The following is a 22,718-nucleotide window of genomic DNA, read 5'->3' on the forward strand; positions in this document are numbered from 1 at the left end:
AAATCAACATGGATCTTGAAAAACTTAAAAACCATCAAAAATATATTCGAAACTTTTCCATCGTGGCCCATATTGACCATGGGAAGTCGACCTTAGCCGATCGTATTCTGGAATTAACGGATACAATCTCCAAGCGAGATATGCAAGATCAAGTGTTGGATAACATGGATCTTGAACGAGAACGTGGGATTACGATCAAGTTAAATGCCGTAGAATTGACGTATCACGCCAAGGACGGCCATGACTATGAGTTTCACCTGATCGATACGCCAGGGCACGTGGACTTCTCCTATGAGGTCTCACGAAGCTTGGCGGCGTGTGAAGGGGCTATCTTAGTGGTTGATGCTGCCCAAGGGGTTGAAGCGCAGACGTTGGCCAATGTCTATTTGGCTTTGGATGATGATTTGGAGATTGTACCGGTCATCAATAAGATTGATTTGCCAGCCGCCGATCCAGAGAAGGTTAAGAATGAAATCGAAGAGGTCATCGGTTTGGATGCCTCCGATGCTGTGCTGGCAAGTGCTAAGCAAGGGATCGGTATTCCGGAATTACTGGAGCAGATCGTGGATAAGGTTCCTGCCCCAACTGGTGATTTAGACGCACCACTTAAGGCTTTGGTCTTTGACTCCGTCTACGATGACTATCGTGGGGTTGTCTTGAGTGTTCGAGTCTTTGAGGGAACGGTTCAGCCCGGCGATAAAATCCAATTGATGAATAGTGGTAGTGTCTATGAGGTGACTGAAGTGGGGGTTAACTCACCGAAGCCGATTTCACGCGAATACCTTATTGCTGGGGATGTGGGTTATATCACCGCCAGCATCAAGGATATTACGGACACCCGTGTTGGGGATACCGTCACCAATGCGGCAGATCCCGCTGAAAAAGCGTTACCGGGTTATCGTGAAATGGCACCAATGGTTTATGCCGGATTGTATCCCACGGATAATGCGAAGTTAAATGACCTTCGTGAGGCCCTAGAGAAATTGAAGTTAAATGACGCGGCTTTGGAATTTGAGCCAGAAGCGTCACAAGCGTTGGGCTTTGGGTTTCGGTGTGGTTTCTTGGGAATGTTGCATATGGATGTCATCCAAGAACGACTCGAACGTGAGTTTAATCTCGATTTAATTACGACGGCACCATCCGTTACGTACCACGCTTATTTGACCGACGGGACGATGAAGGAAGTCGAAAACCCCGCAGAGATGCCCGAGGCTTCTTCGATTAAACGAATTGAAGAACCGATCGTGAAGGCGACGATTATGGCACCTAACGAGTATGTTGGGGCGATTATGGAGCTGTGCCAACATCGACGTGGTCAATTCTTGACGATGGAATATTTGGATGAATATCGCGTTAATATCATGTACAACATGCCTTTGTCAGAGATTATTTTTGACTTCTTTGACAAATTAAAATCCAGTACCCGTGGGTATGCGTCATTGGATTATGAGACTAATGGGTACATGGAAGCTGATTTGGTCAAGATTGATATTCTGTTGAACGGCGACCAAGTGGATGCCTTGAGTTTCATTGCGCACCGGACATTTGCCCCACAACGGGGGCGTGAGATTGCGTCACGGTTGAAGAAGATTATTCCGCGGCAAAACTTTGAAATCCCTGTTCAAGCGGCTATTGGCGCCAAAATTATTGCCAGAACGACTATTAAGGCCTACCGGAAAGACGTTACGGCTCATCTCTATGGGGGTGACCGTACTCGGCGGATGAAACTGCTCGAGAAGCAAAAGGCCGGAAAGAAACGGATGAAGGCTGTCGGGAAGGTTGACATCCCGCAGGAAGCGTTCATGGCCGTTTTGAAGACTGATGAGGATGAAACTAAGTAGTGACGCGGGTTATATGCAACTGCCTTTTCGGTATCCAACATTTATCCTGCGTGTATCCGACGAAAAGTTGAAATGGTAGGATAAAATAGTTTTTGGTGCCGGATTAGGCATCATGGTTCATCATCTTTTCAAAGATGTCGACTGTTTCAGTACTCATCTTTTTTGTGATATGAGAATAGGTATCAAGTGTTGTAGAGATTCGAGAGTGCCCAAGGCACGCTTGAATCTTTTTTATATTGGTATCATTTTCGATTAACATTGTTGCATGTGTATGTCGAAACGAATGAAAGTCAAATGGAAGACCTAATTCTTTCTGAATTTTATCAGCGTGGTACTTGATAGAAGATGGGGAACAGGTGCCTCATTTTCTTTTGTACATACAAAATTGGAATCATGGTACTTCCGTACCACAATTTTGAACCATTTGGTCCCTACGTTTTTTCTTTAGTAGATCGACTGAAGACTGGACAATCAATATATTTAGGTAGCTGACCTCGTTTTTTAGGAGGGCAATTTCAAAACTTACCTTTTCATGTTTAATTTCTTTATTCAAATTGTAGGATGAAGTGTCGGATAAACCATGCTTTTTATCTTCCCGACGCTTTTTTTGGAGAATTGTAACATATCTTGGTGAACATCTATGGTTTGTGCTTCAAGGTCGATTGCGTCCATTCAAAGCCACAAACTACGTCGCTTCGTATATCGTTCTCAAAGTCTATTTGTAGAGGCATGTTAAACGGACTAGGAAAGGATATCACAGAAAGGATTATCTGACATTGTTCTATGGTAATTATCATTAAATCGAAGCGTTTTCTACCTCTTCGTTGCTCATATTTTGGCATTTTACATAGTCTCCCAGATTCTCTTTAATAAGTTGGATGGGGAAGACGACCATTTTAAATTCTTTGCAAAGGACAGTGAGTATGATTTCTACAGCGTGTTTGGCTAGGTCAGTGTCCCCAAGGTCATTCATTATTTTTTTGCAATGAAGCAGGTCTAATCGATTTACATTGGTATTTTCTAATGGCAGGATCGATATATTTGTTAATTACATTTGAGTAGTTTACTTGAGTGTGTCCCTTTAGATTTTTAATAGATAATTCTCATACCAATATTCAAAATAATTGCTAACACTCATATTAGAAAAGTTAATCGGTACACCACAATTTTCGTATTCTAAAATATTTTTTCGAAGTATAATTTCGACCTCACCAAGGGTATTTCCACCAAGACGTTCAATACGGGGCTATTTTCCTTTTCATATATCAAAGGAGTAGTACCAGTATTTGTAATGCTGTTTAACTGCTTCCTGTATACAAATTCCTTCAAGAATATGTTTCTAGTGGTTGGTTCACGAGCAAACATGTGTTCTTTTTGGCTTAAATAAAAAGCCCCAATAGGGGCCATGTAGCTATTTAGATGATTTTAGTGGAATGGTTATATCGTAGGTATGCAGAGTTCCTGAGTCTCCTGTGTCGGCGTCCATTTTCAAACGAATGGATGAAAATTGATTAGTCTTGTTTAAGTGAGGAACAAAGAAAACTAGAACTGCTTTTTTGGTTGCACCAGAGTTAATATCATCAATTTTTTGGCTTTCCATGGACGCAATATTTATTTGCTGACCATCACTGGTATTCAAGACGGATTGGCCGTCAAACAAGGTCATATCTGCGCCAGCGGTGAATGATAAGCTAACCGCAATGAATCCTTCCTCGGATGTGTTTCCATTATCGTCATCATCATAACTGAATATATCCGTAGTAGCGACATTAACGCCTGTTACCTCTAGATCTGAATTGTTAAAACTGGTATCCCCATAGTTGCTTTTAAAAGTTTGCCGTTTTTTAATAGATACATCGGTCCCATCAGACAGTTGGACATCTGAATCGTCGGATGTACTATCATTGGTATCCGATTCGGAGTCACTATCAGTGCCCGATGAGTTACTATCCTCAGAGGAGGATGATTCTAGAACCGCTTCGGTTCCTTGATCCTGTGACTGTAGTCGTTGCTGGTGAACCGCAAATCCAACTCCTCCGATTACAATGATAACAATTGTGATTCCAAGCCATATGTACCAGTGTCCATACCACTTAACTCCAGTTTGTTCCTTAACTACATATATTTTTCCGTCTTCACCCTTAATGGTCTTTTTGGCCATGTGAAATTCCTCCTAGTATGTATCCCAGCATGGGACTTTCAGCTTTTATAGTCATCAGTTTTGGACTACGATTTATGTCCGGAACAAGGTGATGAATCGTAGTCCAGAGCGCCGGTATTATTGATGTTTTTTCCGTTCACTGCTATAAGTACAGCCTTAACGATTGAGTTATCTGTATTGCGGAGAGAACTTAGAGTTAATGGTAATTTTGGCAAAATTGTATTTTAACATCTGTATTTTCCATAATCATTTCCCCCAAAAAAATATATAGTTTTAAATGGTTGAAATCATGTGCGCTATTAATGGCACTTGATTTCAGTACTTAACTTCATCGTAAGGTAGTCCATATCGATATTGCTTAGCCAATTTCTTATATGAACCGGCTAAGCAATTGTTATCCTTAATATAAAGAGCTTTCAATTAGTATCGCAAAGAAGTCCATCAGCTTATATTCTGTGTCGAACTTAGAGTGAGTGCAGGTGCAATATCCAACCGAACCTTCATGTATAATCACATGGCCAAGTTTGTGGACCATAATAGAGTATTGGTAGGGTTTGTACTGATGGACTCGTTAAGTATGGTGCTACTACTGTCGCTTACAAAAATAGATAATTTTATAAGCGACAGTAGTAGCACCATTCAACTTGGATATTCAACTTCTCTGCGATGATAAATGGATTAGCGGTTTGGTAGCGGGAAGTGACTGCCCTAACGATATTACTTATTTTCAAGCACCCACTTATTTTTTCTCTTTCTTTTTTTCATTCCAGAAGATTGTTGCCATCGCTACTCGTACTTGAGCATCTTGCTCAGGGGTCAAATCCACGCCGCCAAAAGTAATTGAACCTTCATTAGACTCAAGGAACTCCTTGAGATCTTTTGTATCCTGTTTAGTTGCCCAACTTGGAGTTTGATTTTTCCCGAGTAGATAGTCGGTCGTGACCTTGAAAAGATCTGCGAACTTCGCAAGTTCCTCGTTCGTAACTGCGCGATTACCATGCTCAATTTTGTTCATAGTAACCTTATTGAAACCCATGCGATCGGCTAATTCTTTTTGCGTCCAATCATAAGCTTCACGCAAATTGACTATTCTTAAAACTAGTTTATTGTTCATCATGAGCCTCGCTTTCGTTACTGTATTGACAACTAAATGATAGCACTGTTACTTTTTTAGAAACAAAAAAGTTTCAAAAAGAGTAACTATTTACATTGGAATACTAAAATAGTAACTATATTATATAGTTATGGGTAACATATCAGTAACCGAAAAGAGGTGCGAACATGATGGGATTAGATTTGAAACTGATTAAGAAACGCCGAATCGAGCTTAGATTGACGCAGCAGGATATGGTTGACCGCCTAAGCCTAAGAACTAGGGCGAATTATTCTCGATACGAAAGCGGCAAATACACTTTCGGTGCTGATTCTGTTCCGGTACTACATCCGGTACTTAAGATGCCGACGACTAAACTTTTTACACAAAGGTTACTGAAATAGAAACCGGCATCGATGATAAGTCTGAGGAGGCGAGCTGATGAAAAAGAGGTAGGTAATTCATTTTTGCAAATCGGGTGGATTTAACCACTTAGTGAATGTATTTGTGGGCAATAACTTGTTTGCGGCAGTTACATTTACTGATGAAGAAGTGAAAAATATTTTGCAAAAATATCCACTAGCCCAAGGTAATCTCTTTGCACTAGTGGAAGGGGTAGAAATTAAGCTAAAAAGTTAGAAGCCTAATCGATTTTTAATAATTTTAGCGGCAGCGGCGCTAACGATACTGAGAGAGGCAGAACCAACTTTTGAAATAACAGTGTCTTTTGTTTCTTTCCAGACACTGTTGTCACGAATATTGTCTAAGTATTTGTGGCCTTCCCATGTTAATTTGGTTGATTACAATTGTTCCACCTTGAATAACTGCGCCACCATCAAGTAAACTTGCTTCATCCAATAGGGCAACACAATAGATAACTTCACCTTTTCCCCATTTGTCTTTCATTTCGTCAATGAGATCGTCAGTATAACGAGGATTTCCAATCGGTACGTTGTTTTCAACCCAAATTAATATATCTCGAACACAATCATGTTCTAGTTTCAATTTTATTCACTTCCTGTTCATATCTATTATGACACAGGGATGAGCACAGAGAAGGTGAGCTGATGGAAAAAGAAAGCCATGCTGAATGTTTCGGCAACCGTCTACAATTTAGACGACATAAAAGGGTTGCTACCATAAATAGTCGCCTTAGAGGGAAAATATGATGTTGAATTAACTATTTCTTATTCGGATTGTTCCAAGGATCAATTTCTCCCTGAACAGTTTTTAAAAGAAAATCGTAATCCTGAGTAACGGTAACAACGCATAGCATCATCCTTACTTGTGTTGATTTGTACACGGCTGTTATTATTCTAGCGTTGCCTTGGTTAATTCAACAGTGAGTTCTTTATCAGACTTCTCTGGTATATTCTTCACCGCCATCCATACTAATTGGACCAAAAGAGGTGATGGGTATTAATTTACCAATGAACAAAGAGAGGTGAGTTAATGAAGAAAGAATGCAAAGAAATTCTCGAACAACAACTGCAATTGCTGTCTGATAGTTCCAAGAAAGCAAGTCCTGATGAACTTATGGAATTAACTAACTGTATGAATCGAATTCTACAGGTGCTTGTAGATGGGGATGCCAAGCTGAACTTGAAAACACAATTGTGTGAGAATGATCAGCAAAGGATAGATATGCTTGAGAGTCATATTTAGTATATCGAAAGGCTTCATCATTAAATAATGGAAGTGAATTAATGAATGGCGATGATCTTCTTTACTTCTTTTTTATTAGTACACCGGCCATTATCATTCTTTCTATAGCGGGGAATATTTTCCTCTACGTACTTTTACCCCATTCTTACAATTGTTGCGCTTCTGTATTCTCTCGCGACCGTATTTTCCAGTTAGTAGCATCCATCGCTGTGAAGCCATTAATGATTTCACAGTATTTCTAGTTCAAAGAATGCTGTCCAGTTATGAAAGCAGTTTAGAGATCCAGTTAAACAGGCCGACTAAAAATTGTATGGCCTCATAGTAGCCTTTGACTTGCACGATGAAGTCAAACAGAGATTTTATATAAATCCAGAAGAAAGTTATGTCGAGTGATGACATATCATCGGAGGTGAGCTCATCATCAGAAAAGTTTTCCGCATGATATTTAGCTTCAGCAATATCATCTTCAAGACCATTAGAAGGTTGTTCTCGTACTATATTCTCTTTTTGACCATTATCGCCTGGATTACTAGTGGTATTTTCACTAGCAGACTTGGAGTCATTCAAGGCGTCACTATGATTATTGCCATTGTAAGTTTGTTCTCTCGTAGGGTGAGAAGATTGCGTATAGAAATCTTTAAATGGTTGTTGTGACAACAATCTTTGAAAATTAGCTCGTTGACGGGATGTCAATAATTCGCTAGAAGATCCGATTAAGTTTTTGACCTGATTATATGAAGTTGCTAACAGCATATTCTGCTTTGTTGCAACATTGAATGAGCTAGATTGAATTAGTGATCCCTTGTCTTTAATAATTTCCTTAATCCATGGAGAATCTTTAGCTAATTGTGAATAAGCATTTGTGTTCTTTGAAAAAATGGACGGATTTTTCCTTTTAAATTCATCGAGAAAATTAAAATTTTGTTTCGCCATTTTCATTTGTTGTGCAGTTAGCTTGTTCATAGATTTTATTTGTCCTAAGGCAAGTTTACGAGAGTCATAAAAAGGCTGGTTTTGCTTGAGATGCTCTTGGAATTTCTTGAAATCGTCCGAGTTATAAAACTCAAAATCGTCACTCATTTTTCCACCTCGTTGTAAGGTGAAAAGTCAAAGAAGTCACGAACTGAGATGCCAAGTCCATTACAAACTTTATATACCGTATCAATTCTAGGAGCTGATCCACGATTAACGATGTTGTTTAGTGTAGTGGCTCGTATTCCAGACAGAACAGCAACTCGATTCAAGATGATATTTTCTTGTTTCATAAATGTGTACAGACGATTAACGAAGTAGGAACCGTGTTCAGATTTCATGTTTACTATGCTCCTTACACCCAAATGGGTAACTATATATATAGTAGTGTAGCAAACTATATTTTAAAACTGTATACCCGAATAGGTTTACTTTTATCACAAAATGGTATTCATTATGATGAATGTGCCAAAAAGTGTCAATGAACTAAGGTGATTATATGATTGGTGGAGAGAGCTTAATTCGAATGTGAAAGCAGTGTGGCTTGTCCCAAGCCCGATCGTCGGATCAAAGTGGGCTTCCACAAACGACTATTAGCGGTATTGCGAATGATTCAAAAACACTAGGCCTGAAAAATGCAATTAAATTGGCTAAAGTGTTCGGAGTTCATGCTGAAGAATTATTGCTAGAGGAGGTGACCAAGTAGTGGAAGTAACGGAAGAACAACTGCAGCAAATGATTCAAGTGAAGGTTAAAAAGGCGGTTGCAGATAGCAATTTTGAAAGTGGCTTCAGTGACCTGACAATCTTAGAAAAGATTACTTACTTTGCAAAGTAAGATTCGGAGACACCAGCTCAATTCGTAAAAAACATCACTCAGTTAAGCGAGTGATGTTTTTTCAAAAACTAGAAATTGTAGTTCCGGCTACTAATGTAATGCCAAGAACCTTTCTTGTACTTGTAAATTGTAATGTAGTCCCCATGTTGCCACTGCCATTCGTGATGTTTGGGATTGATTTTCAAGTCGTTGTCAAAGATAACTTTTTTATACTGAGTAGGTTTGAAATCGGAAAGTATCGAACTATCCTGGTCCTTGGAGTAAAAAGTATTGACCTTATCCATCGTTACTTCAGTCGCGATGCGATAGCCATGGAATGGCAGGTACTTTGTCATTTTGAACCAACTCGTATTGTTACCACCTTTGCGGACCGAGTACGTGTACTTCTTACCGGAATTAAAGCGGCCGGACTGCAAGGCCCAACGCGTCTTTCCAGTCCAATGGCTCAGGCTGTAGCGGGTGCCGGATTTTACGGTGTAAGTTTTAATCTTCTTCGACGTCGAATTTTGAATCTTATCAACCTTGACCGTTTTGGTCAGATCGACCCATTGAGCCTTTTGCCAGTGACTGGCGGCATGTGCAGTGGTGGTTGAGCCAGCTACACCAAGCGCAGCCAAGACCACAGCAGTCAGAATAAATGTTTGTTTCTTCATGTTATCCTCCCAGGAATATGTACAGCTTTTAACGTCATCAGTTTTGGACGGTGTGATTTTTAAGGAGCCCTTCTTTTGCCGGTTCAAAGACTGAGGCAATGTCTCTGAGCGACTAGTTGGAATAAAAATTCCGCACTTTAATCAGCCATCAGTCATTCAAATGAACTAAAGATTAATGGTCAGAAGTGACGATAAATTAACTCGGTAATTAGTTAGCGTGTTTATTATACAACGATTATTTTTATCTGCGCAATAAAATTATAGAGATGGCCGAGGTGGGTTAGTTTATAAATCACGCTTTCTTAGGCGGTGGCGGGGCAACAGAATTGCTGAAGGCCATGATAAGCTAGTTCTATCGATGAAATACTTGGCGACTATGGGGGTAATTAGGATGGAATTTGTCTTTAAGAATGGTATTCAGGGATTTAGTCAGCGCCTACACGAAGTCATTGATCAACTTGATGATACGGATTTAGGACTCTTACAGGTTTTGTTAGATATTGCAGTTAATCCGGACCAAGAGATCACTTTTAAAGTCATTGAGGAACGCTTAGCGGTGACGCCAAAGGAACTTGACCATATTCTCATGCGTCTCGAGCACTTTGGACTGATTACTTGGCAGGCGGAACCAGCTCGGGCAACGAAATAAGGAGAGGGTCTGGGACAAAAATCCCAGGCCCTTTTGTGCCGCTCACTTTTTTCGATCAAAAAAGCGTAGAACAAATGAGTTGTTCTACGCTGACTTTATTCGCGTTCGGCATCTTCGGCCAATTCCAGCCAGATGGTCAGGGCAGACGGGATGTAGTCTGGCCATTCTTCCATCTTCTTGGCACAGCGCTGTAAGACGTGGCTAACCTGATCTTTGGCAAGATCTTGGAAGACGGTTAAAGCGAGTTCATTGTCTTCTAAATCGGCCATGAGGGTCGGAACGGTGTGTTTCCATTCATCGACTAAATCTTGATAAATAACAATACGTCGGGCTTCTTTAATCGTGTAGTCAACGCCCTTGGTTTGTAACTGTTTAACGAAACGATCATATTCCGCAAAAACGGACTTTTGTGCGCGTTTCCAGTCAACCTTCGTAAACGTTCTATCTTCTACTTCCATGCTTTCGACCTCTTTATTCCCACGTGAATTTGTGAAAACTTATCGAATAATTATAAGAACTTTAAAACCGTACCTTCACATAGTATAGCATTTTTCTGAAGAATGAGTAGTGACGCTTTTTAGCATTCGGCTAAACAGCGGGATGGCGGTCTTTTACGTGACTCATAGAAAATAAAAAGAGCCATCTTAGGCTCTTTTTTAAATCTAATAACAGCCTCTGATACGGCACTGTTTATAATGATGTTTCTTGGCCCACTTGAGCGTGACACGTTTGACCTTACGGGCCCGGCGTAACCCACGACATTTCTTTGAAAAATGATACTTTTTCCCTTTGTAAGGGGCGATCCACACGTGTGATGATCGTGCTTGCGCGATGGTGACTGGTGCGGCGAGGGGTTCTGCGACACTTCCAAGAGTGAAGGCAACCGCGACGACCGACAATGCCCGTCGTAAGATTTTCATATGTATATTCCTCCCTGAAACTAAAGTTGACAGCTTTTTACGTCGTCAGTCATTGGACAACTAATCTAGCTGACGCGACTATATCCTGTGGCGCGACTATATCCTGTGGCATAATCGATATGATAACCGGGTTCAATGTTAAAGATATAGACGTTGAAGCGTACCGCGTTACTCCCAATGGATTGGGCTCGCATCTGAACTCCGCGGGCGACGAGTTCGTTACCTTTAAAGATTGGTGTCACGGCGTAGCGAACATAATTATTTCGGCTGGCCTTGAGGTAAGTTGCAACGTCCATTTCGTTATGCAGCATGCTGGGATTGTTCAGCGTTCGAGTTCCAGTCATGAGATTCTTCATATTGTTATTTTGTCCGGTAAATTGGTAACCGATCAGATGACTACGGTTGTAGAGCCAACCATGAGCTGTCCGCTTGTTATGCCAACCGGTTGGGTCGACTGTGAGGGCTTCCCGTTTACTCTTAGGCATCAAGGATTGGTTTAAGAGGGCAGCCGCGCCGGTTACGCGGTTCAAGCTATCTAAATCATGGTAGGTTTGCCAGGCCCCCTTAGCCGTTGATAGCTGGTGATGACTGAAATGGGGGTTATTGTCGTCAATCGTGATCTCCTGTTGGCCATTGTAGGACAGGGTGGATAAATTCGTTTTAGCGGACTTTTTGGTTTTCTTATGATGTGCTTCCTTTTTCAAGGCAGTTTGTTGCTGATTCAAGCGGGTTTGTTCGCGGTCGAGACGCTTCTTTTCCGCGGCATTTGCTTTTTCGAGCTTAATGGCCTTCTTTTCTGGTCCGTGGTCCCGGACGATCTTCGTGGCATTAGCTGTCGAATGACTGGCCTGTTGGGAACTGCAACCACCAAGCAAGAGGGTGAGGCCTGTAAGTATGTATAGCGTGAGACGAAATTTCTTTGACATTAGCGACGCGCCTTTCTATAGCCAGCGGCCTGAGCCTGAGCCTCAGTCTGGAAGTACACCGCATTTTGACTATTCATGTGGTAGCCAGCTTGGTCTGCTGTGTGGTAAATTTTAGAATTCCGATTGCCGATGATTTTTCCCTGCTGGCTGGTATTCAGATTACCCCGGTGAGTTTTATGGGAATCGGTATTGGTTGACGCGGCCTGACTGGTCGTCGTCTCGGCTTTACGAGTACTGGCAGCTTCACTAGCAGCTTTTTTCTGGCTAGCCTTCTTGGCCTTGGCTACCGACACTGTAGAAGCGCTCATCGAACTGCTCTGGTCAGCGAGCGCTTCACTGGCCTTGGATTGTTGACTCGCTGAATCAGACAGACGTCTGGACTCGGCCTGAGCTTTGGCTAGTCGGGCGGTGCCGACCTTAATGGTTTTAGTGGGCGTGGTTGAATCGCTTGAGTTTCCCAAACCGCCGAACCCCATTAGAATGACCAGTACGCCGAGAATGCCGATGATCCAGTGACGCTTGGATGTCTTGAAGAAGGCCCACCAGACGCCGTAACCGCCAAGTAGGAAACAAATTAATAGGAATATAATGACAATGACCTCCCCTAATCTCGTGATTTTCGGCTTTGGCGCGGCAATTAAGCCCCACAGATAATTAAGCCGCCTCACTAATTTTAAGAGAAGAGGTGGCGATCCGCAACCCAAAGTTTGACTTTTTCGTTAAGTTTGGGGCGATGATAAAATAATAGGAGCGTTATGACGTACAAAAAAACATCCCCATGACTGGGGATGTTTCGGTCGTGCTAATTTTTTTCCTTGAGCAGGTCCACAATTTCCTTGAGGTAACGTTCCTCTGGTGTGGTAGTGTCCACTTCTGGCTCGGGTTTTTTGGCTACGAGCTTATTAATCAATTTGATTAAGAGGAAGACAACGAAGGCAATAATCAAGAAATTGATGATTGAGTTGATGAAAGCCCCGTACTTGAAGTGGGCCTTCCCAACACTGAAGACCAGGTCGGAGAAATCGATGCTGCCAATGAAAATTCCGAGTAGGGGGTTGATGAGGTTATCTACCAGGGAATTCACAATGGCGGTAAAAGCGGCCCCGACGATGACCCCAACGGCTAGGTCCATGACATTTCCTCGGGCGATAAATTCCTTAAATTCTTTAAGCAAAATGACTCCTCCTTCACAAAATTAGTTCTTACTTATATTTTTAACGATCTTATTATAAAATGCAACCAATATGCGGTGGTTGGATTACCCGCGGCATAAGACTTTTGATAGAAGCAGCTCTAAAACTATGGTAAAATGTAAGTGGTTTCAGGATGAGATGATGTTTCTTGAAATCGACTATCATAAATTGTTGGTTTTCGTGTCGTTTCGCTTGCAATCGTTAGTGAAATCAACTATTATCAATTATTGATACATTTTAATCCGACTTAACTCTCGAGCGATTGAAATGAAGAACGAGTAAATAGTCATTAGGAGGTGATTACCATGCTGAGTCGAACCAAACAATTCTTACGGCAACATAACTATCGTTATGAAAAGTCGTATATTCGGCCGTTGATGGCACCCGAAAGTGTGTATGTCTTCAAATTTGGTCGAGATTCGCTCAATAACCGGGTAATCATTCGTTATGGACATACGTGGACCGGACGGCAGCGAATTAACGAAATTGATTTGCGGCTGCACAAACAGAAGCATCCGCGTGTATTCCAAAATGAGGCGGATATGTTAGATTATTTAGAAACACGTCTAGCCCAGCGGGATCATAAGGACGCTGAAAATCCGACCGATGCCGAAAAGATCTAAAGCGATATTTTTAAATGTTTTAGTGGTGAGCTAGAGACAATTCTTTGTCCTGGCTCTTTTTTTAAATTAATTTTTCAAGGAGGATGTCATTTATGGAATGGACAGCAGTTAGTGTGCTGACGACCAATGAAGCGGTCGAAGCCGTTAGCAACATCTTACAGGAGGCCGGAGCTAGTGGCGTTAAGATTGACGATGCGGCTGACTTTAAGAATTTAAAACCGGGAAAATTTGGGGAAGTCGTGGATCTTGCGACGATTCCACATCGCGATCATGGCGCGGAGATTACCGCTTATTATCCGGAAACCATTTTCATCCCAGAAATTTTACCGACCATCAAGCAGCGAGTCAACGACCTGGCTAAATTCGGTCTGGATCCACTGCCTGGAACTGTGACGACGGCTGCTGTCGATGATGAGAGTTGGGCAACGTCTTGGCAGAAGTACTATCATCCAGTCCGGGTCACCCGTTATTTGACGGTAACGCCAAGTTGGGAAGATTATCAACCGAAGCAGGCTGAAGAAAAGGTGATTCGGTTGGACCCAGGGATGGCCTTTGGAACGGGGACACATCCAACCACACGGCTGTCATTGACGGCCTTAGAGATGGTGGTTCGCGGTGGTGAAACCATGTATGACGTGGGAACAGGTTCTGGTGTGCTGAGTATTGCGGCGAAGCTCATGGGGGTCAAAGACATTACAGCTTTTGATCTCGACGAGGTTGCAGTGCGTTCGGCTAAAACCAATCTTGATCTGAATCCGGTTGCTAGTGATGTTGTGGCCAAGCCTAACGATCTTTTGAAAGGTATTCATCAACCCGTGAACTTGGTTGTGGCCAACATTTTGGCTGAGATCATTTTGCCTCTGGTACCCCAAGCCTGGGAAAATCTGACACCCGGTGGTTACTTCTTGACGTCTGGAATCATTGCTGACAAGTTGGAGACCGTGGTGGCGGCACAGAAGAAGCAAGGCTTTATTATTGATAACATTCTACAAATGAAGGATTGGCGTGGTGTGATTGCCCACAAGCCAACGGAGGACGAATAGGCATGCAACGTTATTTTTTAGATGACCCGCATCGGACTGGCGATCAACTGATCTTACCGGAAGCCATCACGCGTCACTGGATTCGTGTTATGCGGGCTCAGGTGGGCGATCGGGCAGAATTTGTCGATAGCACAGCACACCTTTTTGTAGGAGCACTCGCGGTCATGGAACCCGAGGCCATGGTGACACTGACGATGGTCCCCACGCCTGAAGTTGAATTGCCGGTGGCGGTGACCATCGCCTGTGGGTTACCAAAACAGGAGAAGGCCGAATGGATTACCCAGAAGGCGACGGAATTAGGGGTGGCGAACATTGTCTTCTATGCCGCTGATTGGTCGGTGGCCAAGTGGCAAGGCAATAAGGTAGGCAAAAAGATCGCCCGATTGAATAAGATTGCGGCAGCAGCGGCCGAGCAATCTCATCGTTTGCACCGGCCAGAAGTCACCTATGCAGCCAGCCTGGCTGACGTGCTTGAACAGCCAGTAGATGTCCGTTTGATGGCTTATGAAGAATCAGCCAAGCAAGGGGAACAGAGCGCCTTAAATCAGCAGTTAACCGCTTTGACGCCGGGGCAAACGCTTCTGACGATCTTTGGTCCAGAAGGTGGGATTAGTCCTGCCGAAGTTGCGCAGGCGACGGCGGCACAGACCACCTTAGTGGGTTTGGGACCCCGCATTTTACGAACTGAAACGGCGCCATTATATCTCTTAGCGGCGACGTCAATGGTTTTGGAGTTACAGACGCCAAGATAACTTAATGAAATCTGGCTGAAAACATGCTAAAATGGTTGCAATTATCATGAGAGATGGGTGAGGGCATATGGCAGTTCTAGAAAGAATCGGCTGGCGTTACTGGCTGGTTAGCCTAGGAATGGGGTTACTGGTTCCGGCATTAGCAACTTGGCTTGGAATTAGCCCGGTTTGGCGTTTTGGGGGCCTCTTGATCGTCATTAATGGTGTGTTAGCTGTGACGTTGGGGCGTTGGATTTTTCGACGATCGCAACCTGGTTGGTGGGTCATTATTTGGCCCGTGGTATATTTAATTGGGGCCATGCTTTTCTTACCCCGATATACCCGGTATTTTGCAATTGTTTATCTTTGCCTGTCTTACTTAGGCTACGGGTTAACACAAACAAAGAAATCTGTTGAATCATAAATTTTAAAATTCAAGGGTGGTGGCGTTCAATATGACCAAGGAACGCATCTGGACAGCTGAAGAAGTAATTGCTCGAGTTAGCAAATATATGAATGCACAACACGTGGAAATGGTGGTTAAGGCCTGTCATTTTGCGACGGTAGCGCACAAAAATCAATTCCGTCAATCTGGTGAACCTTATATCATGCATCCCATTCAGGTTGCCGGTATTTTAGCCGATCTGAACATGGATCCCGAAACAGTTTCCGCCGGCTTCCTACACGATATCGTGGAGGATACCGGGGTGACCTTGAGTGATGTGCGTGAGCTCTTCGGTGACGACGTGGCCTTGATTGTGGATGGCGTCACCAAGCTCGGTAAGATCAAGTACAAGTCGAACCGAGAGCAGTTGGCGGAGAACCATCGGAAACTCTTGCTAGCGATGTCTAAGGATATTCGGGTCATGATCGTCAAGTTAGCCGATCGACTCCATAACATGCGGACATTACAGCACTTACGACCAGACAAGCAACGGCGAATTGCCAATGAAACGTTGGAAATTTATGCACCACTGGCCGATCGTTTAGGGATTAGTACGATTAAGTGGGAACTCGAAGACATTTCGCTCCGTTATCTGAATCCCCAGCAATATTATCGGATCGTGCATCTCATGAATTCACGGCGAGACCAGCGAGAACAGTATATTGCTGCTGCGATCAAGGTGATTCAGTCGTCGATCGCGGACTTAAATTTAAAGCCTGAAATTTATGGTCGGCCTAAGCACATCTATTCCGTTTACCGGAAGATGAAAGACCAACACAAGCAATTTAGCCAGATCTATGATCTGTTGGCCATCCGCGTTATCGTGGACACCATCAAGGATTGTTATGCGGTATTAGGAGCCATTCATTCTCAATGGAAGCCTATGCCCGGCCGTTTCAAGGACTACATTGCGATGCCTAAGGCTAACATGTACCAATCCCTACATACCACGGTGATTGGACCTGAAGGTAAGCCCCTTGAAGTGCAAATTCGGACTAAGGAAATGCATGCCGTTGCTGAATACGGGGTTGCGGCGCACTGGGCTTACAAAGAAGGTGTCAAGGACAAGGTTCAAGAAACCAACTCCGGTGACAAGCTCAATATCTTTAAGCACATCATTGAATTACAAGAAGATACTGATGACGCTTCCGACTTCATGGACAGTGTCAAGGGAGAGCTCTTTGGCGACCACGTTTATGCGTTTACCCCTAAGGGTGATGTGTTGGAACTGCCCAAGGGTGCTGGTCCACTAGACATGGCTTATGCTATCCATACCGAGGTGGGGCACCATACCACCGGGGCGACCATCAACGGAAAGATTGTTCCCTTGAATTATGAGATTAAGAATGGGGATATCGTGGATATTCGCACGTCGTCTAGTTCTGCTGGTCCTAGTCGAGATTGGATGAAGTTGGTCTCGACACGGCGAGCGCGCAACAAGATTAAGCAGTTCTTCCGGCAGAGCGATCGCGAACAGAACATTGTTCAGGGTCAGGACGCCATCGAACGACTTTTACGTGAAATGGGGTACGATCCCAAGGTCCTGATGGCCAAGTCTAATATGGACAAGGTCATCGGTAAGATGCATTACCAACATGCCGATGACTTATTGGCAGCGATTGGTTTCGGAGATGTTCAACCACGAGGTGTGGTGAACCGGTTGACGGATGATGTTCGTCAGGCCGCTGAAGTTGAACGCCGCCGGCAGGAAGAACGAGAACTACTAGAAGAGCATCAAACAATTAAGAATGATACCGAAAATGACAAGAAGGATCGCAAGAACAAAGACACCGATGGCGTGGTTATCGAGGGTGTCGACAATCTGCTGATTCGGTTGAGCCATTGTTGTTCACCGGTTCCTGGCGACGACATTATTGGGTACATCACCAAGGGGCGCGGGGTTTCCGTGCACCGGAAGGATTGTCCGAATGTTCAGCATGCCGAAGATAACGGTGAACGAATTGTGGCGGTTCGCTGGGGAAATCTGGCTGGTGATAAGACCAATTACAACGCCGATATCGACGTCCAAGGTTACAACCGTAATGGATTGTTGAACGATGTCCTTCGGTCCATTAACAACAGTACCAAGTACCTCACATCTATTAATGGGAAGGTGGATCACAACAAGATGGCCACTATTTCTATTAGCCTGGGGACACGGAATCTAGTTGAATTGCAACGGATCATGGATAACATTAAAAACATTGCGGACGTCTACGTTGTTAAGCGGGCGTTCCACTAGAGAGGGGTCAATATGCGAATTTTATTGCAAAAAGTCAGCGAGGCCTCTGTCACCATTGATGGTGAAGTTCACGGAGCCATTAAAAAGGGATTCTGCCTGTTGGTAGGTGCCGAGGATAGTGATACCAGTGAAGAGGTTGAATATCTGGTGCGTAAGATTAGTAAGCTGCGGGTATTCGAAGACGCTGATGATAAGATGAATCTGAGTCTGAACGATGTCGATGGTAGTGTGTTGTCCGTCTCCCAGTTTACGCTTTACGCTAATACTAAGAAGGGTAACCGGCCAAGCTTCGTAGATGCCGGCGATCCAGCACATGCTGAAAAGATTTATGCCGAGTTCAACCAGAAGATGGCAGCCACGGGGATTCCCGTCGCAACCGGTGTTTTTGGCGCCGATATGCAGGTGGCCTTGGTGAATGATGGACCAGTCACGATTTGGTTTGACACGGATCACAAATAGACAATGATCACGAGGGGTCGGCACAGTCCGGCTCCTTTTTTAGGAGGAAAATGATGCGTTATCAACATTACTTTTGGGATTTCGATGGCACGCTGGTCAATACCTACCCGGGGATGGTGCAGGCTTTTAGTGATGCCTTGATCGCTAGTGGAATCAATGACTTTGAACTTGATCCGGAAGCCATTTATCAAGCCATGCGACAACACAGTGTGGGGACGGCCTTCCAACGGTTCACGGCCGAGTATCAGTTGGATGAGGAACGCTTACGGAAAATTTATCAGCGGTCTGTAGGTGAAGCGATCGCAGATGCTGGGGTCTTCGCGGATGTAACCGATCTCTTGTCAGCGATCGTAGCTGCCGGGGGCCATAATTACTTGGAAACGCATCGGGATAAGGGGGCGTTGACCTTCTTGGCCGATCTGGGTCTAGCAGACTACTTTACCGATTTGGTAACGGCCGATGATCACTTTCCCCGGAAGCCAGATCCGAGTGGGTTACAATCTTTATTGACGCGCTATGACATCGATCCGAAAACGGCGATCATGGTTGGTGACCGCAATCTAGATATTGCGGCGGGTCACCGAGCCGGTATGGCTGGGGCAATGTTTGATCCGGAACACATGATTGTTGATGAGAGCCAACCTGAAGTCCGGGTGACTCGGATGGCAGAGTTGCAAGAATGGCTATTTAGGACAAGTGATAACTAGATAATCTTTGTCTGGGATCAGCTGACCTTTTACACATGTCGAGAGATAGAGGTGATCACAAGAAGGCGTCCTGCCAATTTTGGTAGGACGCCTTCAGCGTACATAAAATGCTTATCCACGTTCCAAGACACTATCCACGGCTCCGCCATAAGTTTCCCCAAAGAGGTTCAGGTGAGCCAACAGGTAATAGAGCTGGTAGTGGGGCAGCCGATCCTGATAACCCGCAGCTAACGGGTACCGTTCTTGATAACCACGATAGAAATCGGCAGAAAAACCACCGAAAATGGTGGTCATGGCGAGATCGAATTCTCGGTCGCCATACAACACGTCGGGATCAATCAAGGTCGGTGTTCCGTCGGCTGTGAAGAGGTAGTTGCCGGACCACAGATCACCGTGAAGTAGGGATGGGGTAATCTGTCGATCACGATTTTCAGCGATGATGTTTTGGCGGACCCGATCATAGGCTTGTTGCCGGCCGGCATTCCAGAGGTGATGTTCTTTAGCCCGTTTGACCAAAGGATCGAGACGTTGTTTCAAATAAAAGTGGGTCCAGTCATCCTGCCAAGCATTGTTTTTAGGCAGCTTATCGGTTAAATTGTTTTGATCGAAGCCAAATTGTGGGGCGGTGACTTGGTGTACACGGGCCACGGCTTCGCCAAGTTCACGCTGACTCCCTTGACCAATCTCCAAGTATTCCAGAATCAGGTAGGCATCGCCGTCGATTTGTCCCGACCCGATGACCTCGGGTACATTGATGGCTTGACTTAAGGCATGGAGTCCCGCCACCTCATGGTCATAAAAGGTGGCTGGTGTGTGGGACTGGACTAACAAAAAATAAGGTCCCTCGTTGGTTTGAAGGCGATAGGCATCGTTGATGTCACCACCGGAAACGGGTTCCACCTCGGTGACTTGCTGGAGAGGAAGTTGAGCTAGCCATTCAGAAGATAACATTGAAAAACCTTCTTTCACGAAAATAGAGGACGTCGTGAGCCAGATGATCCTGACTTACGACGTCCTCTGACGACTCTATTGTAACACCATGACTAAGCGTTACCGGCCTTGAAGTAGGTACGCAAGCCCTTGACGACTCGAGTAGCCACTTGTTTTTGATACTGGGGGCTTTGAATGTCGTGGAAGTCCTTCTTAGTATTGATGTATCCCATTTCGAGTAACAGGGAAGGCCGATTGTTATCGCGAATGACCTCGAAGTTGCCGTACTTAATGCCACGATTCTGGAGGGGCAGGTCGTTCATCTCACCGTTGATATCTTCGGCTAGCTCATAAGATGTGTCGCGATGGTAATAGTAGGTCGTGGTTCCAGAAGCCAAGTTACTAGAAGGCGAGGAGTCAAAATGAAAACTGATGAAGGCACTGGCCTGATTGGTGTTGGCTAACGCTGGTCGATCTGCCAGGCTGACATACTTGTCACTGTCACGCGTCATGATGACGTGGGCGCCCGTTGCTCGGAGTTGCTTGGCAACTTGTTGGGCCATAGCCAACGTATAGGTTTTTTCGTTATGTTTCTGGTCGATGGAGAGAGCCCCAGAGTCATTACCCCCGTGTCCCGGATCGAGCACGATGGTGGCTTCGGAAAGGCTGGTGGCACGCTTTAAGTTACCAGGATGATCGACCAGCCAACTGGCGACCCAGCCGAAATGGTTGTTGTGATCGCGGACGTGGTACCAGTTGTCCTTTTCACCAATAATGGTTAAACGGGTATTTTTTTCAATTTTGTGGGTGACCTTGTAGGTCAATCCGGGACCATCACGCAGGTTTAGGTTACTGATAGTAGCAGTCACAGAATTACTGCGGGTGAAGCTAAAGAGCAACCCTCCGGCAACTAAGAGGATGACTAGCGCGGTGATGATTCCAGGCCAGTTGTGTGGTTTAAAATGCATATGAAAGCTCCTTAAGTAAATTAGTTTTTATTATACCACGTTGGGCTTTCATTCCCGTTGAATTTCAGGTAAGTCACCTTGACTTTTCACGTCCATTTCAGTAAGCTTAGGAAGAATAAAATAGATTGCCAATGAGAAAGACTAGTAGAGGGAAGCCCGTTTCAAGAGAGACCGTGTTGCTGAGAGCGGTTAGCGGTGTGACTTCGAAGACACTTTTGAGGCTAATGACGGTTGTCCGTCATTCGTTTGCAACGTTATCCTGCAGAGAAATTATTAAAGGTGGTACCGTGCATACCTGCGCCCTTGTCTATTGACAGGGGCGTTTTTTATTTTCAGCAGGCGTAGAAAGGGAGAATGCTCATGCGTTATCAACGACCAAAGGGAACGGCTGATATCCTGCCAGGCGACTCACAGATCTGGCAATACGTCGAAGCGACCGCGCGCAAACTGTTTGCAACCTACCGCTTTGATGAGATTCGGACCCCAATGTTTGAAAATTTTGAGGTCTTCTCACGTACTTCGGGGGATACGTCCGATATCGTGACTAAGGAAATGTACGACTTTAAGGACAAGGGTGATCGACACCTCTCCTTACGGCCAGAAGGAACGGCCGGCGTTGTTCGGGCGTTTGTGGAAAATAAACTTTACGGTCCTGAGACCCAAAAGCCTTACAAAGTTTACTACATGGGGCCAATGTTTCGTTATGAACGGCCGCAATCAGGTCGACAACGCCAATTCCATCAGATCGGGGTGGAAGCCTTTGGGAGTGACGCTCCTGAATTAGACGTCGAAGTCATTGCCCTGGGGATGAGCCTCCTAAGTAAGTTGGGCTTGAAGCATCTGCGTTTGGCCTTGAACACTTTGGGTGACAAAGAATCCCGGGATGCTTACCGTCAGGCATTGATCGACTTTTTGGAACCACACTTTGATGAATTAAGTGACGATTCCAAGGTTCGTCTGCACAAGAATCCATTACGGGTTCTTGACAGTAAAGACAAACATGATCAGGCCATCGTGGCTGATGCGCCATCCATCTTGGACTTTCTGACACCAGCTGCGACCAACCATTTTGATCGTGTTAAGGCGAGCTTAGATGCTTTAGGAATTGCCTATGACGTCGATTCAACCATGGTGCGGGGGCTGGATTACTACAACCACACCATCTTTGAAATCATGGCCGATTCACCAGCCTTGGGTGAAGGTTACACCACTGTTCTTGCCGGGGGCCGCTACAACGGTCTTGTGGAAGAACTCGGTGGACCAGAAATGCCTGGTGTTGGTTTTGGTCTCGGGGTGGAACGCCTCGTCTTACTGATGCAGGCCGAGAAGGTTGCCGTACCAAACGACAATGCCTTAGATGTCTACGTGGTCGGTATCGGGGACGAAACGTCATTGGAAACTTTGAAGTTGGTTCAGTCGATTAGAGCGGCTGGTTTAACTGCCGACAGAGACTACCTGGGTCGCAAGCCTAAGGCACAGTTCAAGACGGCTAACCGCTTGTCAGCGGCCTATACGTTGACGATTGGGAGTCAAGAACTAGCTGACCAAACAGCTAACCTAAAGTCCATGGCAACGGGTGAAGAAGTTAGTGTGCCATTGGCCGATATCTATCAAGATTTTGAAAAAGTCGTGGCTACCAAGTTTACGGCAAAATAAGAGG

Annotated in this window: 28 protein-coding genes and 1 pseudogene; 13 read left to right on the forward strand and 16 right to left on the reverse strand. The window is 44.6% G+C overall.

The window, feature by feature from the left end; all coding sequences use genetic code 11:
- The first annotated feature begins 8 nt into the window (after positions 1–8).
- Positions 9–1,841, forward strand: coding sequence for a translation elongation factor 4 (gene lepA / locus EKM71_RS01025; protein WP_125572828.1), 1,833 nt, complete (start codon positions 9–11; stop codon positions 1,839–1,841).
- Between the two features lie 103 nt (positions 1,842–1,944).
- Here the strand turns inward: lepA and EKM71_RS11280 are convergent, their stop codons facing one another.
- The 6 genes from EKM71_RS11280 to EKM71_RS01060 all read right to left on the reverse strand — a co-directional run bounded on the left by EKM71_RS11280 (position 1,945) and on the right by EKM71_RS01060 (position 6,100).
- Positions 1,945–2,181, reverse strand: a complete 237-nt coding sequence (locus EKM71_RS11280; protein ID WP_125573017.1) for a tyrosine-type recombinase/integrase — start codon at positions 2,179–2,181, stop codon at positions 1,945–1,947.
- Between the two features lie 625 nt (positions 2,182–2,806).
- Entirely contained in the window at positions 2,807–2,935 is a 129-nt protein-coding gene (locus EKM71_RS11285; protein ID WP_125573018.1) for a tyrosine-type recombinase/integrase, read from the reverse strand.
- 317 nt (positions 2,936–3,252) lie between these two features.
- A complete protein-coding gene (locus tag EKM71_RS01040) occupies positions 3,253–4,002 on the reverse strand; it encodes a hypothetical protein (protein WP_125572829.1) in 750 nt (249 codons plus the stop codon).
- A 739-nt stretch (positions 4,003–4,741) separates the two neighbouring features.
- Entirely contained in the window at positions 4,742–5,116 is a 375-nt protein-coding gene (locus EKM71_RS01045) for a helix-turn-helix domain-containing protein (protein ID WP_125573019.1), read from the reverse strand.
- 614 nt (positions 5,117–5,730) lie between these two features.
- On the reverse strand, positions 5,731–5,853 hold the full coding sequence (locus EKM71_RS11290) for a hypothetical protein (RefSeq protein ID WP_404819376.1): 123 nt from the start codon (positions 5,851–5,853) through the stop codon (positions 5,731–5,733).
- Entirely contained in the window at positions 5,846–6,100 is a 255-nt protein-coding gene (locus tag EKM71_RS01060) for a DUF2513 domain-containing protein (protein WP_125572831.1), read from the reverse strand. Before EKM71_RS01060 ends, EKM71_RS11290 begins: the two co-directional genes overlap by 8 nt.
- 447 nt (positions 6,101–6,547) lie before the next feature.
- On the opposite strand from EKM71_RS01060, the gene EKM71_RS01065 reads away from it, so the two are divergent.
- Positions 6,548–6,760 carry a hypothetical protein gene (locus tag EKM71_RS01065; RefSeq protein WP_125572832.1) on the forward strand — a complete coding sequence of 71 codons (213 nt, stop codon included), beginning with the start codon at positions 6,548–6,550 and terminating at the stop codon, positions 6,758–6,760.
- A 261-nt stretch (positions 6,761–7,021) separates the two neighbouring features.
- Here the strand turns inward: EKM71_RS01065 and EKM71_RS01070 are convergent, their stop codons facing one another.
- A complete protein-coding gene (locus tag EKM71_RS01070) occupies positions 7,022–7,840 on the reverse strand; it encodes a hypothetical protein (protein WP_125572833.1) in 819 nt (272 codons plus the stop codon).
- Positions 7,837–8,073 carry a helix-turn-helix domain-containing protein gene (locus EKM71_RS01075; RefSeq protein WP_225417967.1) on the reverse strand — a complete coding sequence of 79 codons (237 nt, stop codon included), beginning with the start codon at positions 8,071–8,073 and terminating at the stop codon, positions 7,837–7,839. Before EKM71_RS01075 ends, EKM71_RS01070 begins: the two co-directional genes overlap by 4 nt.
- Before the next feature lie 203 nt (positions 8,074–8,276).
- Here EKM71_RS01075 and EKM71_RS11295 point away from each other — a divergent pair, with 203 nt between their 5' ends.
- Positions 8,277–8,438, forward strand: coding sequence for a helix-turn-helix domain-containing protein (locus tag EKM71_RS11295; RefSeq protein WP_125572834.1), 162 nt, complete (start codon positions 8,277–8,279; stop codon positions 8,436–8,438).
- Complete coding sequence (locus EKM71_RS11205) at positions 8,438–8,569, forward strand: hypothetical protein (protein ID WP_263853557.1); 132 nt, start codon at positions 8,438–8,440, stop codon at positions 8,567–8,569. The genes EKM71_RS11295 and EKM71_RS11205 overlap by 1 nt, the downstream gene beginning before the upstream one ends.
- A gap of 68 nt (positions 8,570–8,637) precedes the next feature.
- On the opposite strand, the gene EKM71_RS01085 is transcribed toward EKM71_RS11205, so the two are convergent.
- Positions 8,638–9,222 (reverse strand): hypothetical protein, encoded by a 585-nt coding sequence (locus EKM71_RS01085; protein WP_125572835.1) that lies wholly within the window; start codon positions 9,220–9,222, stop codon positions 8,638–8,640.
- 391 nt (positions 9,223–9,613) lie between these two features.
- Here EKM71_RS01085 and EKM71_RS01090 point away from each other — a divergent pair, with 391 nt between their 5' ends.
- Positions 9,614–9,871, forward strand: a complete 258-nt coding sequence (locus EKM71_RS01090; protein ID WP_125572836.1) for a hypothetical protein — start codon at positions 9,614–9,616, stop codon at positions 9,869–9,871.
- A 95-nt stretch (positions 9,872–9,966) separates the two neighbouring features.
- Here the strand turns inward: EKM71_RS01090 and EKM71_RS01095 are convergent, their stop codons facing one another.
- The 5 genes and pseudogenes from EKM71_RS01095 to mscL all read right to left on the reverse strand — a co-directional run bounded on the left by EKM71_RS01095 (position 9,967) and on the right by mscL (position 12,891).
- The gene (locus EKM71_RS01095; RefSeq protein ID WP_125572837.1) at positions 9,967–10,329 is read right to left on the reverse strand and encodes a hypothetical protein; all 363 of its coding nucleotides are present in this window, start codon (positions 10,327–10,329) and stop codon (positions 9,967–9,969) included.
- A gap of 204 nt (positions 10,330–10,533) precedes the next feature.
- On the reverse strand, positions 10,534–10,791 hold the full coding sequence (locus EKM71_RS01100) for a hypothetical protein (protein ID WP_125572838.1): 258 nt from the start codon (positions 10,789–10,791) through the stop codon (positions 10,534–10,536).
- A 65-nt stretch (positions 10,792–10,856) separates the two neighbouring features.
- Entirely contained in the window at positions 10,857–11,717 is an 861-nt protein-coding gene (locus tag EKM71_RS01105) for a DNA/RNA non-specific endonuclease (protein ID WP_125572839.1), read from the reverse strand.
- A pseudogene (locus EKM71_RS11330) lies at positions 11,717–11,881 on the reverse strand (sunset domain-containing protein); the annotation flags it as partial. The pseudogene EKM71_RS11330 and the gene EKM71_RS01105, both read right to left, overlap by 1 nt.
- 638 nt (positions 11,882–12,519) lie before the next feature.
- On the reverse strand, positions 12,520–12,891 hold the full coding sequence (mscL, locus tag EKM71_RS01115; protein ID WP_125572841.1) for a large-conductance mechanosensitive channel protein MscL: 372 nt from the start codon (positions 12,889–12,891) through the stop codon (positions 12,520–12,522).
- 324 nt (positions 12,892–13,215) lie between these two features.
- On the opposite strand from mscL, the gene EKM71_RS01120 reads away from it, so the two are divergent.
- The 7 genes from EKM71_RS01120 to EKM71_RS01150 all read left to right on the forward strand — a co-directional run bounded on the left by EKM71_RS01120 (position 13,216) and on the right by EKM71_RS01150 (position 19,160).
- The gene (locus EKM71_RS01120; RefSeq protein ID WP_057879152.1) at positions 13,216–13,533 is read left to right on the forward strand and encodes a hypothetical protein; all 318 of its coding nucleotides are present in this window, start codon (positions 13,216–13,218) and stop codon (positions 13,531–13,533) included.
- A gap of 92 nt (positions 13,534–13,625) precedes the next feature.
- Positions 13,626–14,576, forward strand: a complete 951-nt coding sequence (gene prmA / locus EKM71_RS01125) for a 50S ribosomal protein L11 methyltransferase (RefSeq protein ID WP_125572842.1) — start codon at positions 13,626–13,628, stop codon at positions 14,574–14,576.
- A gap of 2 nt (positions 14,577–14,578) precedes the next feature.
- Positions 14,579–15,328, forward strand: a complete 750-nt coding sequence (locus tag EKM71_RS01130; protein WP_125572843.1) for a 16S rRNA (uracil(1498)-N(3))-methyltransferase — start codon at positions 14,579–14,581, stop codon at positions 15,326–15,328.
- Positions 15,329–15,395: 67 nt separating this feature from the next.
- The gene (locus EKM71_RS01135) at positions 15,396–15,731 is read left to right on the forward strand and encodes a hypothetical protein (RefSeq protein WP_125572844.1); all 336 of its coding nucleotides are present in this window, start codon (positions 15,396–15,398) and stop codon (positions 15,729–15,731) included.
- A gap of 31 nt (positions 15,732–15,762) precedes the next feature.
- Complete coding sequence (locus tag EKM71_RS01140) at positions 15,763–17,994, forward strand: RelA/SpoT family protein (protein ID WP_125572845.1); 2,232 nt, start codon at positions 15,763–15,765, stop codon at positions 17,992–17,994.
- Positions 17,995–18,006: 12 nt separating this feature from the next.
- Entirely contained in the window at positions 18,007–18,453 is a 447-nt protein-coding gene (dtd, locus tag EKM71_RS01145; protein ID WP_125572846.1) for a D-aminoacyl-tRNA deacylase, read from the forward strand.
- Positions 18,454–18,506: 53 nt separating this feature from the next.
- A complete protein-coding gene (locus tag EKM71_RS01150; protein ID WP_125572847.1) occupies positions 18,507–19,160 on the forward strand; it encodes an HAD-IA family hydrolase in 654 nt (217 codons plus the stop codon).
- A gap of 111 nt (positions 19,161–19,271) precedes the next feature.
- On the opposite strand, the gene EKM71_RS01155 is transcribed toward EKM71_RS01150, so the two are convergent.
- Together EKM71_RS01155 and EKM71_RS01160 are read right to left on the reverse strand one after the other, a co-directional pair.
- Positions 19,272–20,111: a fructosamine kinase family protein gene (locus EKM71_RS01155; RefSeq protein ID WP_125572848.1), complete on the reverse strand. Its 840-nt coding sequence runs from the start codon at positions 20,109–20,111 to the stop codon at positions 19,272–19,274.
- 92 nt (positions 20,112–20,203) lie between these two features.
- On the reverse strand, positions 20,204–21,058 hold the full coding sequence (locus EKM71_RS01160; protein WP_125572849.1) for an N-acetylmuramoyl-L-alanine amidase: 855 nt from the start codon (positions 21,056–21,058) through the stop codon (positions 20,204–20,206).
- Between the two features lie 360 nt (positions 21,059–21,418).
- On the opposite strand from EKM71_RS01160, the gene hisS reads away from it, so the two are divergent.
- Entirely contained in the window at positions 21,419–22,714 is a 1,296-nt protein-coding gene (hisS, locus tag EKM71_RS01165) for a histidine--tRNA ligase (protein WP_125572850.1), read from the forward strand.
- Positions 22,715–22,718 lie beyond the last annotated feature (4 nt).

Origin of the sequence: Levilactobacillus huananensis (genome assembly GCF_003946145.1) — a bacterium.
Taxonomy (GTDB): domain Bacteria; phylum Bacillota; class Bacilli; order Lactobacillales; family Lactobacillaceae; genus Levilactobacillus; species Levilactobacillus huananensis.